Here is an 18,285-nt window from a genome sequence, read left to right on the forward strand (position 1 = left end):
CAGGGGGTCTACCACCAGGAAATGGGGTGGTGTTAGGTCCACCTGAAAGACGGGTGGCACGGCCAATGCGCCGGCCCGGGGGTCGTGGGGAGACTGAGAGCGTTCTTGGGGACGGCGATCGACTTCTCGGGGAGTTGGGTTCTGTGGCGACGGCAGCATGGTTCGACAGGGGGGCCGTCAGGTCCATTGCGGAGGCGCGGGCCCGGGTGGGGTTGCGGGCCGGCTGGCAGGCGTTGGTGATGGCGGTCGCGGCCGGCCTGGCGGTGGTGGCACCGGTGTTCGCGGCGGTGTTCACGGGGGTGACGCTGGTTCGGTTCTTCGATGGCGGGCTGCCGTTGGTGGTCCCGGCCGCGCTGCTGGTGGCGGTGGCGTCGCTGTACTGGTGCGTCCGGCGCGGGGCGGAGTGGACGCGGCGGCGGGTGGAGCGGTCGTCGGGGGAGTCGTGGCGGGTGGTGTACTCGCCGCGGCTGCCGCTGGAGCGGGACGAGCGCGGCTTCTGGTGGACGGGGTTCTCGTACCACCAGAAGGAAGGGGTCGCGCGGCTGGTGCAGTTCGTCGGCTGGGCGCTGCGCGATCAGCAGGTGCGGCGTGAGGCGCTGTGGCTGCTGGTGAACCCGGTGGGGGTGCTGGTGCTGATCGGCGTGCCGATGACGGCGGTGGTGAGCGGGCTGGTGTTCGTCGCCTCGGTGCCGGTGGACCACCGGCAGTTCTTCGGGCTGAGCCACCAGGGGGTGAACCTACTGTGCTCGGCGATCATCGGCGGGTCCGGCGTCGCGGTGGGCCTGCTGGCGATGCCCTGGGCGGTGCGGGCGCACCACGAGTTGGCGTCCCGGGTGCTGGGCGGCGGGCCGCGGCAGAGCCGGGCCCAACTGACCGAGCGGGTGGCGCATCTGACGGAGACCCGGGCGGTCGCGGTGGACGCCCAGGCGGCGGAGTTGCGGCGGATCGAGCGGGATCTGCACGACGGGGCGCAGGCGCGGCTGGTGGCGATCGGGCTGACGCTGGGGACGATCGAGCACCTGATGGGCAGTGACCAGACGGCCGCGCGGGAGCTGCTGGCGGAGGCACGGGAGTCCTCGGCGAAGGCCCTGCAGGAGCTGCGGGACCTGGTCCGGGGCATTCACCCGCCGGTGCTCGCGGAGCGCGGCCTGCCGGACGCGGTGCGCGAGCTGGCGCTGACCTCGGTGGTGCCGACGGAGGTGACGGTCAGTCTGCCGGGGCGTCCGGAGGCGTCGTTGGAGACGGCGGTGTACTTCGGCGTCAGCGAGCTGCTGGCGAACGCGGCGAAGCACGCCCGGGCCCGGCAGGTGTGGGTGGACGTGCTGCACCGGGCGGGTCGGCTGCGGGTGGTGGTGACGGACGACGGGCACGGCGGTGCGCGGATGGAGGCCGGCGGTGGCTTGCAGGGGATCGAGAAGCGGTTGGGTACGTTCGACGGAGTGATCTCGCTCGACAGTCCTGTGGGCGGGCCGACCACCATCACGATGGAGCTGCCGTGCGTGTTGTCCTCGCCGAGGATCTCTACCTCCTTCGCCAAGGCCTGACACGGCTGTTGGAGGTCCACGGGTTCACCATCGCGGCGGCGGTGGAGACCGGGCCGGACCTGCTGGCGGCGCTGCTGTCGGAGCGGCCGGACGTCGCGGTGGTGGACGTCCGGCTGCCGCCGACGCTGACGGACGAGGGGCTGCAGGCGGCGTTGGCGGCCCGGCGGGAGATACCGGGCCTGCCGGTGCTGGTGCTGTCGCAGCACGTGCAGCAGTTGTACGCACGGGAGTTGCTGGCGGACGGCACCGGCGGCGTGGGCTACCTGCTGAAGGACCGGGTGTTCAACGCGGACCAGTTCGTGGACGCGGTGCGGCGGGTGGCGGCCGGGGGGACGGCGATGGATCCGGACGTGATCGGCCGGCTGTTGCAGCACAACGCGGGCTCGGCGCCGTTGCAGCGCCTGTCGCCGCGGGAGCGGGAGGTGCTCGGGCTGATGGCCGAGGGCTGCTCGAACTCGGCGATCGGGGCGCGGCTGACGATCAGTGACGGGGCGGTGGCCAAGCACATCGCGAACATCTTCGGGAAGTTGGAGCTGGCCCCGACGGAGGACGGCAACCGGCGGGTGCTCGCGGTCCTGGCGTACCTGAACGGCGCGGCGGAGCGGCCGCCGGCCGGATAGCGGCGCGCACGGCGGGGGGCCTCGGCGCGGCCTCGCACCGGATCGGTGAACTCGGCCCGCTCGCCCGGCGGGTGGGCCGGCCGGGGTGGGCCCGCGGTGGGGCGGGACGGTGTACGCGGTGGTGTGGACCAGTGGAGGAGTGGTGCCGGTCCGGCCTGGCGACGGGGGTGAACGCCCGTACGAGTAGTATCCGGTGGGCCGAGTCTGTCAACGGCGCATCAGTATCGCGTTGTCACGTGGTGATGCGCCCCGGGCGGGGACGTGTACTCGGCGGCTACAGGTCGTATACGGCAGCTGCCGAGTCCCAGGGGTTGATCATCGAATGGCACGTCCTTCCCTTACCCGTGCGCACCGCGCTCTGCTGGGCGTGGTGGCCGTCGGCGCGTGTGTGATCTCGGGCATCGGTTTCGCCGGGTCGTACAACTCGGTGCGGGACCTGGCGCTGGAGAAGGGCTTCGGCGCCTTCGCGTACGCCTTCCCGATAGGCGTCGACGCGGGCATCGTGGTGCTGCTCTCGCTGGACCTGGTGCTGACCTGGCTGCGGATCCCGTTCCCGTTGCTGCGGCAGACGGCCTGGCTGCTGACGCTGGCGACGATCGCGTTCAACGCGGCGGCGTCCTGGGGCGACGCGCTGGGCATGGCGATGCACGCGGTGATCCCGGTGCTGTTCGTGGTGGTCGTCGAGGCCTCCCGGCACGCGGTCGGGCGGATCGCGGCGATCACCGCGGACCGGCACATGGAGTCGGTGCGGCTGATGCGCTGGGTGCTGTCGCCGGTGCCGACGTTCCGGCTGTGGCGGCGGATGAAGCTGTGGGAGCTGCGGTCGTACGACGAGACGGTGCGGCTGGAGCAGAACCGGCTGGTGTACCGGGCGCAGCTGCGGTTCCGGTACGGGCGGGGCTGGCGTCGGTCGGCGCCGTTCCAGGCGCTGCTGCCGCTGAAGCTGGCGAAGTACGGCGTGCCGCTGGACCCGACGGTGCTGGACCGGATCGACGGCCCGCTGCAGGTGCCGGGCGCCGCGCCGGTCGAGCCCGCGGAGACGGTGCAGCCGGGCCGGACGGCCCCGGTGGCCGGGCAGATGACGCAGGGTCTGCCGGCGGCGCTCACCGCGCCGGCGGCCACGCAGGCACCCGTGCAGGGGCAGGCGCCGGTGGAGGCGCCGGTACAGGCGCAGGCCGTCGCGCCCGTCGCGCAGCCGAAGCAGGCGCAGCAGCCGGCGGTGCCGCCGGTGTCCGCGGCGGTCGCGGTGCCGACGCTGGCGAAGCTGGCCGCGGTGCGGCTGCGGGACCAGCAGGACCCGGAGGCGGCGCAGGCCGCGCCGGTGGTCGACCCGTCCGGGGACGTGAACGTGTGGACGGCGCGCCCGGTCCGCTCGCACGTGGCGGAGCCCGACCAGGTGCACACGGCGCGGGTGCCGGGCCAGGCGTCGCCGTGGTTCAAGGCGCCGCGCCCGCAGGACGCCGAGGCGCAGGGCCGTCCGCAGTCCGGCTACCAGCCGGCGGAGGACTACCCCGAGCAGGCCTACGCGGACCAGGGCTACGAGGAGCCGGACTACCCCGAGGACTACTTCGAGGCCGGAGCCGAGCAGCAGCGGGCGGCCGCGAACGGCCACGGCCCGGCCCGGCCGCAGGGCCCGCAGGCCCAGCCGCAGCCGCAGCCGGTGCCGGTGGAGCCGAACGGCCGTCAGGCGGGGCCCGGGCAGGAGGCCGAGCCGATCCGGCTGGGCGGTCGGCCGCTGCGGCTGGACGCGATGATGGAGGCGGAGACGCTGCCGTTCGACGAGGGCGTGGAGGAGGCCCCGGCGCGCCGTCCGTTCGCGGGCGGGGTGGAGCCGTTGAACGCGGATGAGTGCTTCGACGCGCTGGTCAGCTACATGGAGACGAACCAGCGTCAGCCGGACGAGCGTCGCTTCGCCGAGTACCTGTCGCAGCGCGGCGTGCCGGGCTCGCGGCCGGACGGCGGGGTGTCGGTGAAGGACGTCGAGAAGGTCTGGCAGCAACTCCAGGAGCGGTACATCCTGTCGGGCCGGGAGTGACCGTCCGGGCCCGGCGCTGACGCCGCCCCGGGCCGTGCTTCGTACGATGGCCGTCCGCCGACGCTTCCGGCGGGCGGCCGTTGACGCTTCCGGGGGCCCGCACTACCGTCGCCGCACCATTCGTCGAAGCGCGTGCGGTGAGCGGAGGAGCTCAGGATGTCGCAGCCCCCTCAGGCCGGACCCGCAGCACCGGTCGCCTTCTCCGCCGCCGCCCGCGCCGCCGTGGAGGCCCTGTTGACGCCGGTGGACGCCGAACTGACGCGCCGTTACCCGGGCGAGCCGTCCGCCCGGCAGCCCGTGCACACCGTGTACGTGCCGGCCGACGCGTTCGGGGCGCACACCGTCCGCGAGTGGGGCGCGCAGGCGCTCGCCGTGTTCGAGGAGCACGCCGGTACGCCCGGGCGGCTGGCCCGGGCGCTCGGGGTGGCCGAGGACGCGCTGCTCGCCGAGGTGCACGCCCGGGTGCGGGCCAAGCTGGCGCGCGAGCCGATCGAGGACCTGCGGATCGACTTCGAGGACGGCTACGGGCCGCGCCCCGACGCGGAGGAGGACGCTGCGGCGGTGCGGGCCGCGAAACTGGTCGCCGCGGCAGTCGCCGACGGCAGCGCGCCGCCGTACCTCGGCATCCGCACCAAGTGCCTGGAGGCCCCCGTCCGGGCCCGCGGCATCCGCACCCTCGAACTGTTCCTCGGCACCCTGCTGGCCGAGGGCGGACTGCCCGACGGGCTGCTGCTCACGCTGCCGAAGGTGAGTCACACCGCCCAGGTCGCCGCGCTGGTGCGGCTGCTGGCGGACTTCGAGCAGCGGGCCGGACTGCCCGCCGGGCGGCTCGGGTTCGAGATCCAGATCGAGACCACCCGGGCCGTCCTCGGCCCGGACGGCCGGGCCACCGTCGCGCTGATGATCGACGCCGCCGAGGGCCGCGCCACCGGCCTGCACTACGGCACCTACGACTACAGCGCCGCCTGCGGGGTCGGCGCCGCCCACCAGGGCCTGGACCACCCGGTCGCCGACCACGCCAAGGCCGTCATGCAGGCCGCCGCGGCCGGCACCGGCGTCCGGCTCTCCGACGGCTCCACCAACGTCCTGCCGACCGGCCCCGCCGAGCAGGTGCACGCCGCCTGGCGGCTGCACCACCGACTGGTCCGCCGCTCGCTGGCCCGCGCCTACTACCAGGGCTGGGACCTGCACCCCGCCCAACTGCCCACCCGCTACGCCGCCGTCTACGCCTTCTACCGGGAGGGCCTGGACGGCGCCTGCGACCGGCTCGCCGCCTACGTCGCCAGGGCCGGCGGCGCCGTCCTGGACGAGCCCGCCACCGCCCGCGCCCTCGGCGGCCACCTGCTGCGCGGCCTCGACTGCGGAGCCCTCGACCCCGCCGAGGTCACCGCCCGCACCGGCCTGGACCGCCCCCGGCTGAACGCCCTGGCCGGCCGCTGAGCGGGCGGGGCGGGAACCGCGCGGGGCGGCACTAGGCTGGGCGGGGAGGCCGGTGGCTGCTGTGCGTGGCGGTGCCGGGTGGAGAGCGACAGCGGAGAGCACCAGCGTCATGGCCGAGCCGAGCCCGAAGCCGTACCTGACCGTCCGGGGCGATGGCAGCCACGAGCTGGAGATCAAGAAGTCGCGGTTCATCTGCCACCTGGCGCGGGTCGCGGACGAGGACGCGGCACAGGCGTTCATCGCGGGGATCCGCAAGCAGTACTGGGACGCCCGGCACAACTGCACGGCGTTCGTGGTGGGGGAGGAGCAGCCGCGCGAGCGGTCCAGTGACGACGGGGAGCCGGCCGGGACGGCGGGCGTGCCGATGCTGGAGGTGCTGCGGCGGCGCGGGGTGACCGACACGGTCGCGGTGGTGACCCGGTACTTCGGCGGGATCAAGCTGGGCGCGGGCGGGCTGGTCCGGGCGTACGGGGCGGCGGTGTCGGAGGCGCTGGACGAGATCGGGCTGCTGGAGCGGCGGCCGGTCGCGCTGCTGTCGGTGTCGGTGGACCACACCCGGGCCGGGCGGCTGGAGAACGACGTCCGGGCGGCGGGCTACACGGTGGCCGGGCTGGACTACCTGGCGGACGGGGTGCGGATCGAAGTGGGCGTCCCCGAGCCGGAGGTGACGGAGTTCCACACCTGGCTGGCCGAGGCGACCGGCGGTTCGGCGAGCGCGCAGCCCGCCGGGCGGACCTTCGTCGAGGTCGACGTCTGAGCCGCGAGGCCGACGTCTCGGCCGCTTCGGCGAGTTGACGGCCGGACGGCACCCGGCATCCGGCCGGCCGGCTCCCGGCGCCCGGCCGAGCGGCAGTCGGTTTCCGGCCAAATCCCGGTGGGGGAACAGGATCGGACCGCGGACCGGGAGACTGCATCAACCGCGGGCGTGCGGGTAGCAGAGGCGGCGCGGGCGGAGTTCCGGTAGCCGTCCGATGACACCCGAACGAAGGAACCGGGGCCGGACTTGGAACTTCCGCTCCGGGTCACTTCGTCTCCTAGTCAGGAAGCAACGATCCGGGACGGCACCGGAAGGAGACTCGCAGACCGCAGCACCGCACCTCGGGAGGTTCCGCGTATGCCCACCGACCACGCCCAGCCGCCCTATCGGCTGACGGCCGCGACACCCCGCCCGCACCACGACACGACCGCCCTCGTCGACCACCTGCTCGCCGCCTGGCTGAAGGCGGAGGGCCACGACGAGCCCCCGCCCCGCGACCACGGGGCCCGCCGGAGCGACTACGGCTCGGCGACCGGGTACTGCTGGACCGCGACGGCGGACCGCTGCCCGGCCGAGGCCCCGATGCCCGCTACAGCCGCCGCAGACTCCGCACGCCCGCTCCGCACGGCACCGACCAACTGACCTTCACCCTCGCCGCCGAGGACGCCGACGGCCCGACCCGGCTGCGCCTCGAGGCCGAGCACCTGCCCTCCGGGCCCGCGCTGGCCGGCCACGGCCGCGTCCCCGTCCCGGAACTCGTCCGCCGGCTGCTGCCGCTGCTGGACGCCGCCGAGGGCCCGGTGCCGCTGGCCGTCGCCCCGCACCTGCTGGGGCCCGCCGACCTGGACGACCTGATCGACGAACTGTGCGACCCGGAACGGCAGTTGCCGACCGTGGTGGCCAGCGTCCCGCCCGCCGTGCCGATCGAGGAGTGGCAGGAGACGGTCCTCGGCCCGCTGCTGCGCCAACTCCCCGGCCTGGCCTCGATGTACGTGCTCGGCCACACCGCGCTGCCCCGGTTCAACCTGGCCCTGGAGTACCACAAGGTGTACGGCGGGGCGATCCGCACCTTCCTGCCGGACGTCGACCCGGCGTCCCGCGCCGACGCCGCCCGGCACCCCGTCCTGCCGCGCCAGCGGATCGACGAGAACCTGCGCCGGGCCGCCGCCCTGCTGGCCCGCGAGCCGCGCCGGGTGGCTGCCGAACTCGCGCTGCCCGCACCGCTGTCGGTGGTGCCGTCGCTGTGGCTGCCGCCCGAGGCGCGCAAGCCGCCCGAGCGGCCCGCGCACCCGGCGGTCCGGCTGGAACGCTGCCGGCTGCGGACCGAGCAGCCCCGCCCGCCGCGCCGCACCCGGTGCGGCACCGACCCCGCCAGCTTCGGCGAACTCGTCGACCGCTTCCACGAGTTCCCGCTGCTGGAGTTCACCGGCGACAGCAAGGAGACGCTCGCCCTGGACGGCCAGGCCGACGGCCCCGGCTGGGCCCGGCTGACCTGGGACGGCCTGACGGCGCTGCAGGAGTACGCGGACGCCGCCGTGCGCGGCGAGGCCGGCGGCGACTTCAAGCAGTGGTGCGAGCACACCCCGCCCGGCTGCCACCGCTTCCCGCCGCGCAAGGCCGTCCGCGGCGAGTCCCGCACCGTCGCCAGCCACGGCAAGTGGAAGCGCCAGCGGATGCTGCCCGTCCCCGCCGTGGTCGACTCGTCCTGCCGCGCGTTCATGGGCGCGCACCTGCGGATCGGCGGCGGCGGCACCGCCCCCCGGGTGCACTACCTGGACGACTGCTCCGGCAGCGGCCGGATCTACGTCGGCTACATCGGACTGCACCTGACCAACACCCGCACCAACTGACCCGCGCGGCGCGGTCCGCACCGACCGCCCCGGCCCGCACCGGAGCCGGGGCGGTCGGCTGATCCGGCGTCAACGCTCGGCCAAACCCGAGCGGTTGGCTGACCCGGAGCCCCGGACGGGGGACAATGCTGCTCGGGCCCCGCCGACGGCGGCCCTCCGACGTGCGCCGGACGAGCAGGGGGAACGACCGCCGATGCAGCACCCATCCGATGGCCGCGCCGACGGCACCGCCACGGTGCTCCAGCCCGGGTTCCTCGCCTCGCTCTTCCGCGAACTCGGCGCCGACGAGGACGAACCGCCCACCCAGGAGCCCACCGAGCAGCTCCCCGCGCCGAGGAAGCCCCGCCCGCCGGGCACGCCCACCCGGCGCCCCCGCAGCCCGCCCCGACCGTCGTCCCCCGCGGACCGCCCCCGACGCCGCGCCCGCAGCGGAACCCGCCCCGCGGACGACCCGGTGGCCGCGCACGGCCGGGCCGCCGCACTCACCCACCACCGCACCCTCGCCGTGCAGGCCGACCACGAACGCCTCGCCGACCTGCTGCGCCGCGCCGCCCAGCCGGTCTCCGCGATGGACTTCGAGAGCCAGCTGCGCAGCTACCGGCCCAAGCCGTACCCGGACGCCGCGCCGGACGCCGAACCCGAGCCCGCCTGGGCCGACTTCGCACCGCCCGAGCCCGCCGGCACCGACCCCGACCAGCCCCGCTCGCGCCGCCTGCTCGACTCCGGATACCAGCGCGAACTCGCCCAGGCCCGGCTGCGCCACCAGCGCGCGCTGCGCGAGTGGCGGACCCGGCAGGCCGACCTCGCCGACAGCGGCGCGGTCGCCGCCCGGCAGGCCCACGAGGAGGCCGAACAGGCCCGGGCCCGCGCCGTGCAGGAGTACAACGACAGCCTGGAGGAGTGCCGCCGCGCCTACCGGGAGGCCGAGCCCGCCGCCGTCGAGTCGCTGCTGGAACGCGCCCTGGCCGCCGCCGAGGGCTCCACCCGCGACCTGCCCGCCCCCTGCCGCGCGGTGTTCCGGGCGCTGACCCGCACCGCCGTCCTCGACCTCGACCTGCCGCCGCTGGACACCGTCCCCGCGCTGTCCGGCTACCGGCTCACCGAGGACGGCGCCGTCGAGCCGGTCCACCGCCCCGAGGCCGACGTCCGCGCCGACTACCTGCGCCTCGCCGCCCGCCTCGCGCTGCGCGCCCTGCAGGCCGCCGACGCCGTCGACACCGACGACGTGCTGGCCGGCGTGGTGCTGAACGGCTGGCTGCGCGAGCCCGGCCGGCCCCCGCGCTGCCTGCTCAGCGTGGACGCCGACCGCGACGCGCTGGCCCGCACCCGCCTCGTGCCCGACTCCGGGCACCTCGGCGACGACGGCGTGTACGCGGACGCCGAACACGACGAGTCGCTGCTGCGGCTGCGCGCCCTGGCCGCCGTGATCACCCCCGACCCGTACGGCGACGAGGCCGTGGTGCCGTGGGGCGGCGCCGCCGCCGCGGTGCCCGCGCTCGGCGAGCTCTCGCCCGGCGAATTCGCCCTGCTGGTACGGGCGGTGCTCACCGCCGGCGGCCTGGCGGACTGGAGCGTGCGGCTGCGCGGCCCGGCCGGCCTGGTCGCCACCGCCGAAGGACAGCCCGACAGCCGGCTCCCCGGCCGCTGGGTGGTGTGGGCCTCCCGCGGACCCGCGCCGGTCACCGCCGAGGAGATCGCCACGCTGTCCGAGGCCGTCCGCGAGGAGGGCGCCGACCGGGGCCTGCGGATGACCTGCGGCCGGTTCACCGACGAGGCCGTCGATCTGACCACCGAGGAACGCCACCAGCGGATCCACCTGATCGACGGCCAGGGCATCCGCGAACTCGCCCTGACCCACCTGTCGCTGCCGCTCACCGCCTGACGGCCCGTCGGGAACCCCGGCGGGTCCCGACCTGCCTTCGGCCGTCGCGCCGTCCGGAGTGACAGGCTTGGACCGTGGAGAACGGATTCCTCGGCCGCCGGTCCGACCGGCGCCCGGCCGAGAACGCAGAACGGCACACCGCCGAGCAGGCCCGCGAACGGGCGATGGCCGAGATGTACGCCGAGTGCGGCCTGCTGCGCGAACTCGCCGACGCCTCGGGGGTGAGGCTCGACGACACCGTCGACTCGCTGACCGCGCTCGACCAGCTGCTGCCGCGCTGGCGCGACGACCCGCAGGTCTCCCGGTGGCTCGGCACCGACGCCGGCCTGTACCTCGGCACGGTGATCCGCCGCCGGATCCCCGGCTCGGCCTGGCGGCTGGCCGCCGACGGCCGGCCGCTGATGGTGCTGGCCACCGGCTTCGAGCTCGACGTCACCGCCCTCGGCACCGACTGGGCCGTGCAGGGCGCCCCGCAGCTCGCCGCGATCTACCGCGCCGCCGGGGACGGCTGACGGCACGTCAGGATGACGCGGCGTCACCCCGACGGGCCGCCCGGGCGGCAGGAAGGGCGGCCGCGCCGCACAGTGGGGTGCAGGGCCCGGCACCGTCCGGCCCGGGCCGGACGACTGGGCAGCCGTGGGCAGCGGCCCGCACAGCCGTCCGGCCCCTGGCACGAACCGGGGGAGGCCGGAACTGACCGCCGTGCTGGTCGCCGCGGGCGCCTTCCTGATGACCCTGATCGGCGGCTTCGTCGCCCAGCGCACCGGCGACCGCCGCCACCTGGTGCTCGGCTTCGCCGCCGGACTGATGCTCGGCGTGGTCGCCTTCGACCTGCTCCCCGAGGCGATGGCCCAGGCCCCCGAGGAACTCCACGGCGTCCCCGAGGCGCTGCTGATGTTCGCCGCCGGCTTCCTGGTCATCCACATCGTCGAACGGGCCGTCGCCATCCACCGCGGCCACGAGGGCGAGTACGCCGCGCACAGCCACGCCCACGGGCACGGTCACGGGCCCGGGCACCGCCACCGCGAACAGGGCGTCGGACTGGCCGCCGCCTCCGCGCTGGTGCTGCACAGCATGATGGACGGCTTCGCGATCGGCGCCGCGTTCCAGGCCGGCACCACCGTCGGCACCGTCGTCGCCATCGCCGTCGTCGCCCACGACTTCGCCGACGGCTTCAACACCTACACCCTCACCCGGCTGTACGGGAACAACCGGCGGCGGGCGGTCACCCTGCTGTTCGCCGACGCCGTCGCGCCCGTCACTGGCGCCGGGATCACCCTGCTGTTCACCATCCCCGAGCACCTGCTCGGCCTGTACCTGGGATTCTTCGGCGGCTTCCTGATGTACCTGGCGACCTCCGACATCCTCCCCGAGGCGCACAGCCCCCACCCCTCGCGCACCACCCTCGCCTGCACCGTGCTGGGCGTCGGCTTCATGTGGCTGGTGATCGGGCTGACCTGAGGTCAGAGCGGCTGCCCCGCCCGGAGGTCCAGCGCGTCCCAGTGGCGGCGCAGCACGTCCAGCGCGGCGGTGACGGCGGGGCGGCGCGAGGTCTGCGCGCGCCACAGCACGTGCACCCGGCGGAACGGCTCGGGCGTGACCGGGCGGGCGACCACCCCCGGCGGGAGCGGGCCGCGGGCCAGCCGCGGCACCAGACCCAGGCCGAGGCCGGCCGTGATCAGCGCGATCTGGGTGTCGAACTCGCCGACCTGGTAGCGCACATCGGGCTCCTCGCCGATCTCGCGCATGGTGTGCAGCAGCCAGTCGTGGCAGATGTTGCCCGGCGGGACGCTGGTCCAGCGCTGCCCGCGCAGCTCCGTCACCGGGACGGCGTCGAGCACCGCCAGCGGGTGGTCGGCGGGCAGCAGCAGGTCGACCGGGTCGGTGCCGAGGTCGAGCCGGTCCAGGCCCTCCTGCACCGGCAGCGGCACCGAGGCCCAGTCCTGCACCACCGCCAGGTCCACCTCGCCGCGGGCCACCAGCTCGGCCGCCGGATACGGATCGCTCTCCAGTAGCCGGACCTCCAACTCCGGGAAGCCGACGTGGAGTTCGGCCAGAACGCCGGGCAGCAGGCCGCGCGCCGCGGTGGCGAAGGAGGCGACCAGCAGCCGACCGGCGGCCCGGCCGCGTTGCTCCTCCAGCGTCACCTCGGCCTGCTCGACCAGCGCCAGCACCCGCTGCGCGGTGTCCGCCAGCCGGTGCGCGGCGTCGGTGAGCCGCACGCCCCGGCCCTGACGCTCCAGCAGCACCGTGCGGGTCTCGCGTTCCAGCTTGGCGATCTGCTGGGAGACCGCGGAGGGGGTGAAGCCGAGCGCCGAGGCGGCGCCGCCGACCGAGCCGTGCACGGCGACCGCGTGCAGGGCGCGCAGGCGTCCCAGATCCATCATGCAGCGATGCTAAACGATGAACCGGAGAAACTGTCGCTGGTGCTGAACGATCGGAGTGCGCGAAGGTCGGAGCATGCCGTCTTCCCCCGCCCTGCCGCCCTCGTCCTCCACCATGGGAGCCCGCCACGTCGCCCTGGCCGTGCTGATCGCCGCCGTCTGGGGCCTGAACTTCGTGCTGATCGAGGTCGGCCTGAAGGACTTCCCGCCGCTGCTGTTCTGCGCGCTCCGGTTCACCGTGGTGGCCCTGCCCGCGGTGTTCTTCGTCGGCCCGCCCCGGGTGGCGTGGCGCTGGGTGCTCGGCGTCGGAGTGACGCTCGGCGTGGTGAAGTTCGGGCTGCTCTTCCTCGGCATGCACGCCGGCATGCCCGCCGGACTCACCTCGCTGGTGCTGCAGGGCCAGGCCGGGTTCACCGCGCTGTTCGCCGCCGCCATGCTGCGCGAACGCCCCGCCCCGGTGCGGATCGCCGGCCTCGCCCTGGCCTTCGCGGGCATCGCGCTGGCCGCCCTCGACCACGGCGTGCACGGCCCGGTCGGCGCGTTCGCCCTGCTGATCGGCTCGGCCATGGCCTGGGGCCTGGCCAACGTCCTGACCCGCAAGGCCGCCCCGCCGGACGCGCTGCGCTGGATGGTCTGGGTCTCCGCCGTGCCGCCGCTCCCGCTGCTCGCGCTCTCCCTGCTGGTCGAGGGCCCCGGTGCGGACTGGGCCGCGCTGTGCGGCATCAGCTGGGCCGGCGTCGGCGTGGTGCTGTACGTCGGACTCGTCTCCACGCTGCTCGCGTTCGTCGGCTGGAGCCACCTGCTGCGCCGCTACGACGCCTCGGTGGTCGCCCCGTACTCGCTGCTGGTGCCGGTGTTCGGGATGTCCTCGGCGGCGCTGCTGCTCGGCGAGCGGTTCAGCCTGCTCGCGGGCGCGGCGACGGTGCTGGTGATCGCCGGGATCGGGCTGGGCGCGGTGCCCGCTAGCGCGTGGGCCCGGCTTCGTACGCCTCCTCGGCGCGGCGCAGCGCCCGGAGCAGCGCGTCCTGCTCGGCAGCGCTGACCGGGCCGAAGTACTCCTGCGCGACCTCGTGCCGGACCTGCGAGATCCGCTCCAGCGCGCCGTGCCCCGCGGCCGTCAGCACCAGGCGCACCGCGCGGCGGTCGGCCGGGTCGGGGGTGCGGGCGACCAGGCCGGCCTCCTCCAGGGCGTCGACCACGGTGGTCGCCGAGCGGGGCGCGATCCGCAGCCGCTCGGCGAGCTCGCTCAGCCGCATCGTCTCGGCGCTCTCGCAGCCGGGCGCGTGGGCGAGCGTGCGCAGCGCCCGGCCCTGGGCGGGGGTGATGCCGTACGGCTCCAGCCGCTGCATGGTCCGCCGGCGGATCCGCTTCATCGCCCGGGTGAGGGCGTCGGCGAGTTCCGCGGCGGTGTCGGCGGGGCCGGGGGAGGTCATGCGCAAAGGTTAGCGGTCGGTCCGGTGGCGGCCGGGGGCCGCTCCCGGAAATATGTTGAGCTTGGCTCAGCAATCGAGTAACTTAGGTCAGCCTAAGTCACCCGTGTCCACGAGGAGTCCCGCCATGGCCCGCTCCACCGCCCGCGTCACCACCGACCGCCCCGGCCGCTACGCCAAGCAGCTCGCCGCCCACATGGGCCGCAAGATCCCCGCCGACTGGTCCGAGGAGACCGGCCGCGGCACCCTCACCTTCGGCGCCGGACAGGCCGAACTCACCGCCGAGGACGGCGCGCTGCTGCTCGCCGTCGAAGGCGCCGAGGAGAACCTGCCCCAGCTGGAGGACGTGGTCGGCCGCCACCTGGTCCGCTTCGGCACCCGCGACGAGCTGGTGGTCGCCTGGCAGCGCGAGAGCGGCGAGGCCGGCACCGTCCAGCGCCTGACCGGCGAGGAGGACTGACCGGCCCCGCGCTCAGCCCTGCCGCAGCGGCGGCATCGGCACCGGCACCGAGAACGCCGTCGCCCCCGCCCCGACCCCGCCCTGGCAGCCGTTCGGCGGCGCCGTGGTCACGCCCCGGGTCGAGGGCTTCTCGGCCGCCCAGAACATGAAGCCCAGCAGGCCCGCGCTGGTGCCCGCACCGTTCGGCGCGGCGCTCTGCACCCAGCTGCCGGTCGCGCTCTGCACCGAGTTGGCGAAGTTCGTGCACTCCGGGCGGACCTGTGAGCCCTCCGCGATGTACAGGCTGCCGGTGAACTTGGCCGGCGCCAGCGGCGGGATCGGCGGGCTGTACGTCGGCTTGCCGTCCAGGTGCTCCTGCCAGTTGGCGATCGCCGTGGACGCCGAGGGCTGCTTGTTCGGCACCATCGCGTTCGCGTAGTCCAGCACCGGGTTCGCCGTGGTCAGCCAGTGCGCGGTGGCGTACTGGTCGATGCCGCTCAGCCAGCGGTCGCCCGCCGCCACGTCGATGGTCAGCCGCGCGGCCGGGTCGGCGCCCGAGGCGTCGTACGGGTGGGCGGCCCGGTAGGCGTCCACGAAGGCCTGCAGGCCCGTCAGGTTCGGGGAGTTGCTGTTCTCGTAGTCGATCTCGATGCCCACCCCGAGCTTCGACGCGAGCGCCGCCGCCTTCTGGCCGAGCAGCCCGCCGTTCTGGGCCAGCGCGGAGTCCCAGTCGCCGGTGTAGGTGATGCCGCCGATGGAGAGCATCACCCGGATCCCGTGCGCGGTGAAGTAGTCCACCACCTGCTGGTTCATCCCGACCGGCACGCCCGCGGCGTCCCCCGCGTCGGTGGTGCCGTTCAGCAGCCGCAGCGGATTGACGAAGCTCAGCACCACCACGTTCACTGACGGCCGGCCGTCGCCGCGGTCGACCAGCCAGTGGTTGGCGGCGTCGAACTGCGCCATGTCCCGGGCCTTCGCCCAGGTGCAGGCGTCGTCGCTGCAGTGCCAGGCGCCGTAGACCTGCATCGGGGCGGCCACCGAAGCCTGGGGTGTTGCCGCCGTCGCCGCCGTCGCCGCCGTCGCACCGGCCGCGGGCAGGGCCGTCGCCGCGAGGGCGAGCAGCGAGGCCGCCACCGCCAGGCGCGTCATGGGCATGACTGGGGAACGCACATTCGCCTCCCGGCGATCGCGTGCAGATGGGTGGGGAACAGGGTGCGCGCGAGCCCGGAGGGCGTCAATGGTCCGGACCGAACTGCGAACTGACAGGACGTCAGCGAAGGTCGAGCCGGGGCAGCAGGCGGTGCAGGCCGAGCAGCAGCAGGCCGGACAGGCACCAGCTGGCGAGCACGTCCAGCAGCCAGTGGAAGTCGCTCCACACCAGCCCGGTGCCCACCCCCGCGCACAGCAGCACCGTCGCCCACCCGACCTGCCGGGCCCGCGACGACGGCAGCACCCGGGCCAGCAGCAGCGCCGCCGTCCCGTACGCGATCGCCGAGGTCGCGGTGTGGCCCGACGGGTACCAGCCCCACTGGTCCGCGGCCAGCGGCAGCCCGAACGGGCCCGGCCGGGCGAACCAGGCCTTGGCCGGCACCACCAGCAGCGGGATCGCCACCGCCGCCGCCACGGCCACCGGCACCGGAATCCACCAGCGCGGCCGGCCGTCCCGCCGGGCCAGCCAAGCCGCCAGGCCCGCGCACCCCAGCAGCACCGGAACCGCCGGCACCCCGCCGCCCAGATCGGACAGCGCCACCCCGAGATGGTTCAGCAGCGTCGAGTGCAGCGCCCCGCGGACCTGCCGCACCGCGTCCCGCACCGCCGTGTCGACCCCCAGCAGCGGGCCGTCCACCGCCACCTGCCAGGAGATCAGCACCAGCAGCACCAGGAGTGTCATGGGCAGAACAGCAAAAACAGGCCGCCCCGGAGCAGGGGGGAGAGCTCCGGGGCGGCCAAGGCGATCGCCGCGCCGTGCGGCCCGGGGGGTGTGGGCGGGACGGCCGGTCGATCGGTCCGGTGCGCCCGCCTCGACGGCGGACGGCGATGTGGGCAGTGGTTGAGGTTCGCTGTCCATCTGTGATGACAGTACGTCAAAGCCGGGGCGCGCCAACGGCCGACAGGCTTTCGTGCACAGCATCTTCACCACCGGCGGGGCAACCTCCACCCGGTGCCCGAACAGCCGCACGCACAGGGCTCTGACAGCCGAACCGGCACCGCCAGGACGGCCGGAACGCGTGGGACCGGAGGGGCGAACGCACGGGGTCGGAGGGGCGAACGGGAGGAGGGTGAGCGGGAGGAGGGGGAGGGGGAGCGGGGGAGGGTGAGCGGGGAAGGGGCCGGCCGGGGCCGGCGGGAGCGGGGGAACGGCGGGAGAACGAAACGCGGGGGCCGGACGGGATCCGCTTCCGTCCGGCCCCCGCGTCGCTCAGGGGGAATCGCCTGGGGGTCAGACGCCCGCGAAGGCCGACTCCAGGATGTCCAGGCCCTCGACCAGCAGGTGCTCCGGCATCACCAGCGGCGGCAGGAAGCGCAGCACGTTGCCGTAGGTGCCGGCGGTCAGCACCACCAGGCCCTCGGCGTGGCAGGCCTTCGCGATGGCCGCGGTGGCCTCCACGTTCGGCTCCTTGCTGCCCGGCTTCACCAGCTCGACGGCGATCATCGCGCCGCGGCCGCGGACCTCACCGATGATGTCGAACTTCTCCTGCATCGCCCGCAGGCGGCCCAGCATGATCTCGCCGATCCGCTGCGCCTTGCCGTTGAGGTCCTGCTCCTTCATGGTCTCGATGGCGCCCAGCGCGGCCGCACAGGCCACCGGGTTGCCACCGTAGGTGCCACCCAGACCACCGGTCTGCGCGGCGTCCATGATCTCGGCGCGGCCGGTCAGCGCCGACAGCGGCAGGCCGCCCGCGATGCCCTTGGCGGTGGTGATCAGGTCCGGGACGATGCCCTCGTCCTCGCACGCGAACCACTGGCCGGTGCGGCAGAAGCCGGTCTGGATCTCGTCCGCGACGAACACGATGCCGTTCGCCTTCGCGAACTCCACGATCGCCGGCAGGAAGCCCTTGGCCGGCTCGATGAAGCCGCCCTCGCCCTGGATCGGCTCGATGATGATCGCGGCGACGTTCTCGGCGCCGATCTGCTTGTTGATCGCCTCGATCACCTGCGCGGCGGCCTCGGACGCGGCGTTCTCCGCACCCGTCAGCCAGCGGTACGGGTAGGCCACCGGCACGCGGTAGACCTCGGGGGCGAACGGACCGAAGCCCTGCTTGTACGGCATGTTCTTCGCCGTCAGCGCCAGGGTCAGGTTGGTTCGGCCGTGGTAGCCGTGGTCGAACACCACGATCGCCTGGCGCTTGGTGTAGGCGCGGGCGATCTTCACCGCGTTCTCGACGGCCTCGGAACCCGAGTTGAACAGCGCGGTGCGCTTCTCGTGGTCGCCCGGGGTCAGCTCGTTCAGCGCCTCGGCCACCGCCACGTAACCCTCGTACGGGGTCACCATGAAGCAGGTGTGGGTGAACGCGGCCAGCTGCTCGGTGGTCTTCTCGACCACGGCGGCGGCGCTGTTGCCCACGTTGGTGACGGCGATGCCCGAACCGAAGTCGATCAGGCTGTTGCCGTCCACGTCCTCCAGCACGCCGCCACCGGCGCGCGACACGTACACCGGCAGCGTGGTACCCACACCGGCCGCCACCGCACCGAGCTTGCGAGACTGCAGCTCCTGCGACTTCGGGCCGGGGATCGCGGTGACCAGGCGGCGCTCCTGCGGGAGCGGCGTTGCAGCGCTCATCTGTCTTCTCCAAGTTCTCAAGGCGCGGTAGACGCAGGCTACGACCGGCCCCGTTCGGCGGGCATGCGCCACTCGGTACTGCTGCGCAGTACGAATTGTCCTGCGCGGCCAGTGGCCGAAGAT

17 protein-coding genes are annotated in these 18,285 nt (G+C 74.6%); 12 read left to right on the plus strand and 5 right to left on the minus strand.

The window, feature by feature from the left end; all coding sequences use genetic code 11:
• The first annotated feature begins 206 nt into the window (after positions 1 to 206).
• The 10 genes from KCH_RS24810 (at position 207) to KCH_RS24855 (ending at position 11,589) form a co-directional block, all read left to right on the plus strand.
• Positions 207 to 1,544, plus strand: a complete 1,338-nt coding sequence (locus KCH_RS24810) for a sensor histidine kinase (protein ID WP_244305418.1) — start codon at positions 207 to 209, stop codon at positions 1,542 to 1,544.
• A complete protein-coding gene (locus tag KCH_RS24815; protein WP_035866613.1) occupies positions 1,496 to 2,164 on the plus strand; it encodes a response regulator transcription factor in 669 nt (222 codons plus the stop codon). The genes KCH_RS24810 and KCH_RS24815 overlap by 49 nt, the downstream gene beginning before the upstream one ends.
• 322 nt (positions 2,165 to 2,486) lie before the next feature.
• A complete protein-coding gene (locus KCH_RS40005; protein WP_208865979.1) occupies positions 2,487 to 4,199 on the plus strand; it encodes a DUF2637 domain-containing protein in 1,713 nt (570 codons plus the stop codon).
• 156 nt (positions 4,200 to 4,355) lie between these two features.
• Positions 4,356 to 5,639 carry a DUF6986 family protein gene (locus KCH_RS24825; protein WP_035866616.1) on the plus strand — a complete coding sequence of 428 codons (1,284 nt, stop codon included), beginning with the start codon at positions 4,356 to 4,358 and terminating at the stop codon, positions 5,637 to 5,639.
• 109 nt (positions 5,640 to 5,748) lie between these two features.
• Positions 5,749 to 6,396 (plus strand): YigZ family protein, encoded by a 648-nt coding sequence (locus tag KCH_RS24830; RefSeq protein WP_035866618.1) that lies wholly within the window; start codon positions 5,749 to 5,751, stop codon positions 6,394 to 6,396.
• Positions 6,397 to 6,753: 357 nt separating this feature from the next.
• On the plus strand, positions 6,754 to 7,038 hold the full coding sequence (locus KCH_RS41630; protein ID WP_157032182.1) for a hypothetical protein: 285 nt from the start codon (positions 6,754 to 6,756) through the stop codon (positions 7,036 to 7,038).
• Between the two features lie 158 nt (positions 7,039 to 7,196).
• Complete coding sequence (locus KCH_RS24840; protein ID WP_035866622.1) at positions 7,197 to 8,246, plus strand: hypothetical protein; 1,050 nt, start codon at positions 7,197 to 7,199, stop codon at positions 8,244 to 8,246.
• A gap of 193 nt (positions 8,247 to 8,439) precedes the next feature.
• Positions 8,440 to 10,128: a restriction endonuclease gene (locus KCH_RS24845; RefSeq protein WP_035866624.1), complete on the plus strand. Its 1,689-nt coding sequence runs from the start codon at positions 8,440 to 8,442 to the stop codon at positions 10,126 to 10,128.
• A gap of 74 nt (positions 10,129 to 10,202) precedes the next feature.
• Entirely contained in the window at positions 10,203 to 10,640 is a 438-nt protein-coding gene (locus KCH_RS24850; RefSeq protein WP_035866626.1) for a DUF6278 family protein, read from the plus strand.
• 217 nt (positions 10,641 to 10,857) lie between these two features.
• On the plus strand, positions 10,858 to 11,589 hold the full coding sequence (locus KCH_RS24855) for a ZIP family metal transporter (RefSeq protein ID WP_035873573.1): 732 nt from the start codon (positions 10,858 to 10,860) through the stop codon (positions 11,587 to 11,589).
• 2 nt (positions 11,590 to 11,591) lie between these two features.
• Here KCH_RS24855 and KCH_RS24860 read toward each other — a convergent pair whose 3' ends face one another.
• Complete coding sequence (locus KCH_RS24860) at positions 11,592 to 12,515, minus strand: LysR family transcriptional regulator (RefSeq protein ID WP_035866629.1); 924 nt, start codon at positions 12,513 to 12,515, stop codon at positions 11,592 to 11,594.
• A gap of 112 nt (positions 12,516 to 12,627) precedes the next feature.
• On the opposite strand from KCH_RS24860, the gene KCH_RS24865 reads away from it, so the two are divergent.
• A complete protein-coding gene (locus KCH_RS24865) occupies positions 12,628 to 13,554 on the plus strand; it encodes an EamA family transporter (protein ID WP_035873574.1) in 927 nt (308 codons plus the stop codon).
• Here KCH_RS24865 and KCH_RS24870 read toward each other — a convergent pair.
• Positions 13,475 to 13,945 (minus strand): MarR family winged helix-turn-helix transcriptional regulator, encoded by a 471-nt coding sequence (locus KCH_RS24870; protein WP_035866631.1) that lies wholly within the window; start codon positions 13,943 to 13,945, stop codon positions 13,475 to 13,477. The two genes, KCH_RS24865 and KCH_RS24870, sit on opposite strands and share 80 nt — an antisense overlap.
• Positions 13,946 to 14,069: 124 nt before the next feature.
• Here KCH_RS24870 and KCH_RS24875 point away from each other — a divergent pair, with 124 nt between their 5' ends.
• Complete coding sequence (locus tag KCH_RS24875) at positions 14,070 to 14,402, plus strand: DUF2218 domain-containing protein (RefSeq protein ID WP_035866633.1); 333 nt, start codon at positions 14,070 to 14,072, stop codon at positions 14,400 to 14,402.
• 12 nt (positions 14,403 to 14,414) lie between these two features.
• On the opposite strand, the gene KCH_RS24880 is transcribed toward KCH_RS24875, so the two are convergent.
• The 3 genes from KCH_RS24880 to gabT all read right to left on the minus strand — a co-directional run bounded on the left by KCH_RS24880 (position 14,415) and on the right by gabT (position 18,162).
• Positions 14,415 to 15,530: a glycoside hydrolase family 18 protein gene (locus KCH_RS24880; RefSeq protein WP_244305419.1), complete on the minus strand. Its 1,116-nt coding sequence runs from the start codon at positions 15,528 to 15,530 to the stop codon at positions 14,415 to 14,417.
• A gap of 121 nt (positions 15,531 to 15,651) precedes the next feature.
• Positions 15,652 to 16,272, minus strand: coding sequence for a phosphatase PAP2 family protein (locus KCH_RS24885; protein ID WP_035866637.1), 621 nt, complete (start codon positions 16,270 to 16,272; stop codon positions 15,652 to 15,654).
• A gap of 549 nt (positions 16,273 to 16,821) precedes the next feature.
• Positions 16,822 to 18,162 (minus strand): 4-aminobutyrate--2-oxoglutarate transaminase, encoded by a 1,341-nt coding sequence (gabT, locus tag KCH_RS24890; protein WP_035866638.1) that lies wholly within the window; start codon positions 18,160 to 18,162, stop codon positions 16,822 to 16,824.
• Positions 18,163 to 18,285 lie beyond the last annotated feature (123 nt).

Origin of the sequence: Kitasatospora cheerisanensis KCTC 2395, assembly GCF_000696185.1 — a bacterium.
GTDB classification, from domain to species: Bacteria; Actinomycetota; Actinomycetes; order Streptomycetales; family Streptomycetaceae; genus Kitasatospora; species Kitasatospora cheerisanensis.